The organism is Candidatus Erwinia dacicola, assembly GCF_001756855.1.
Taxonomy (GTDB): Bacteria; Pseudomonadota; Gammaproteobacteria; order Enterobacterales; family Enterobacteriaceae; genus Erwinia; species Erwinia dacicola.
In genome coordinates this window covers 1-2,395 of the sequence record NZ_MAYS01000422.1, presented here as the reverse complement: position 1 = coordinate 2,395, position 2,395 = coordinate 1, and the positions used below count along the sequence as shown (strand labels likewise).

The 2,395-nt window shown below is 41.7% G+C and carries 3 protein-coding genes; all 3 read right to left on the bottom strand.

The window, feature by feature from the left end; all coding sequences use genetic code 11:
* Window positions 1-1,083, bottom strand: a 1,083-nt coding sequence (locus BBW68_RS11525) for a glucosyltransferase domain-containing protein (RefSeq protein ID WP_070135474.1), incomplete at its 3' end; no start/stop codon positions are given.
* A 1-nt stretch (window position 1,084) separates the two neighbouring features.
* Complete coding sequence (locus BBW68_RS11520) at window positions 1,085-2,002, bottom strand: glycosyltransferase family 2 protein (RefSeq protein ID WP_070135473.1); 918 nt, start codon at window positions 2,000-2,002, stop codon at window positions 1,085-1,087.
* Window positions 1,999-2,361: a GtrA family protein gene (locus tag BBW68_RS11515; protein WP_070135472.1), complete on the bottom strand. Its 363-nt coding sequence runs from the start codon at window positions 2,359-2,361 to the stop codon at window positions 1,999-2,001. The genes BBW68_RS11520 and BBW68_RS11515 overlap by 4 nt, the downstream gene beginning before the upstream one ends.
* Between the last annotated feature and the right edge of the window lie 34 nt (window positions 2,362-2,395).

Sequence of the window (2,395 nt, the reverse complement as noted above, 5' to 3'; positions counted from 1 at the left end):
GCATATAGATATAAATAAAACGATTGAAGAAGCAATAAAAATAATTAAGTTGTTATGATTCTTATCATGCAAGGTGTAAATGATAAATGCCATAGCAAATCCAAACCCAAGAGCCACCCTCGGCACTATAAGTGACTCGCTAAGGATGGATATAAATATAGCTGATACTGCTAATGACAACAAAGGGAACGTAATGCTTAAAAACCCCTGAACTATAATGTATATATTATTGGTAATTGTGTTATTTCTTTTAAGCAAGGAGAAAACAATGAATGAAAAAGATAATACAACCAAGAAAGAGATTATAATATCTCCATGATGGCCATACGCATTTACATAAAGCCAATAAAAAGACTCAAGGTTTGATTTAAGTGCTTCAATCCAGTTCTCGTGTGAAAAAATCATGTCACCCCTGGTAGAGGTAACAAAAAAACCACTAATTACTTTGTAGGCTAAGAGTGATGTTAAATAAACAATAGCCCATTTTATTATAAACGTTAGAAATGACTTGCTTTCTTTATTGAGTTTGAATGCGCCTAGCATTATCAATATGGGGAATATAGGCATTGTAGCTTGGTATAAGCAGAAAGATAAAACTAATGAGACTGCAACAATTATAATGTTTCTATATTTAACAAATGGAATGTAGAATGCATATACACTAAATAACACAGCCAGTGACATTGAAAGGCTGTCGTATCTATATACCATGTTTTGAATATATAGTGGAGAGGATATCGCAATTGCAGATATCAAAACAGAGTTTACAGTGCTTTCTTTACTAATGCACTTGAGCAAAACGTATGCGGTAACAGCATTAATAAAGACAGACAAAATCTGCGGTAGTGGAGAAACATCTACCGCTCGGCGTCCTAGAGAAAAAATCATTAATAAAATATCTGAAACGGGCCTTCCTAACCCTGACCATCCTAAAAAGTTGGTTTGTGCCCGACTAATATCATCAACATAATATATGTTTGCATTAATGATGGGCAGCATAAAAAGCGCAGATGCAGATAACAACAGCAAAAATGAATTCTTGTTGCTGAATTTACTGTCAGATATAAATCTTAAGTAATTCATATCATTTATTCCTCTTCAATACATAACGAGGCCTCTGTTTAACCTCGACGTAAATTCTTCCGATGTACTCCCCGAGCACCCCAATACCAATCAGTTGTATGCCGCCAAGGAAAAGAATGGAGACGAGGAGGGATGGGTAACCTCGAACGGCATTACCAAAGGCGAGGGTGTCTATAATCATCCACGCACCGTAGATGAACGCCACGCCAGCAACCAATAAGCCTATGTAGGTCCACATGCGGAGAGGGAATGTTGAGAAACTTGTTATCCCCTCAAGTGCCAGATTCCATAGCTTCCAGCCGTTGAATTTGGTGCTGCCGGCAACGCGTTCTGCGCGGGCGTATTCAACGACATCAGTGCGACCGCCCACCCAACTCAGCACACCCTTCATGAACAGGTTGCGTTCAGGCATGAGTTTGATGTTTTCAACTACCTCGCGAGACATCAGACGGAAGTCACCAACGTTTTCCTCGATCTTTGGATTGCTGATTTTGTTGTGCAGCTTATAGAACCACTCTGCCGTCTTGCGTTTCAGTCTGCCATCGGTAGAGCGATCAGAGCGTTTAGCCAGAACCATATCAGCACCGGCCTGCCACTTCTCAATCAGGTGCGGAATAACCTCGATAGGGTCCTGCAAGTCTACGTCGATCGGGATAATCGCTTCACCAGTTGAATGGTCAAGCCCGGCGAACAGAGCTGGCTCTTTCCCAAAGTTGCGAGTGAAAGACAGCGGCACAACAAGCGGGTCTGCAACAGCAAGTGCGTTAATAATTGATTCTGTCGCGTCTTTGCTACCGTCATTTATGAAGACTATCTCGACTTCATGCTGCTGAAGGCCTTCAAATTCCCGAACGGTTTTATAGAAGATAGGAATTGCTTCTTCTTCATTAAATACCGGAACGACCAGAGAAATTTTCATTTCGCATCCCTAAAGACAATGAACTTTGAATAGATAAATCCGCACACCAGGCTGATGGCGGAGAAGAGAATGAGAGTTACGATGGGAGCCATACCGGACTTATCTGCGCACCACCCAACAATCGCGCTAAGTGAGCCCATGAATCCTACGTAGAGCATGTAGCGTAGAGTGGTAGTCGAGGACTTGAACGTAAATCTGGCGTTTGCAAAGAAGCTGAAAGACACCGCCACGACAAACCCGGCAAAGTTGCCAAGTGCCTGACCAGTGTGAAACGCATAAATGCAAATAGCGAACACAAACCAGTGAATGAGTGTGTTAATGACACCGATCGATGTGTACTTTGCGAATAACTTAAGCACTTTTTCGTCCGTAAAATTTAAGGGGCTGTCCTAG

Excerpts from the sequence above, each read along its gene's own strand:
- BBW68_RS11520 (WP_070135473.1), bottom strand. The coding sequence starts at position 2,002 with ATGAAAATTTCTCTGGTCGTTCCGGTATTTAATGAAGAAGAAGCAATT.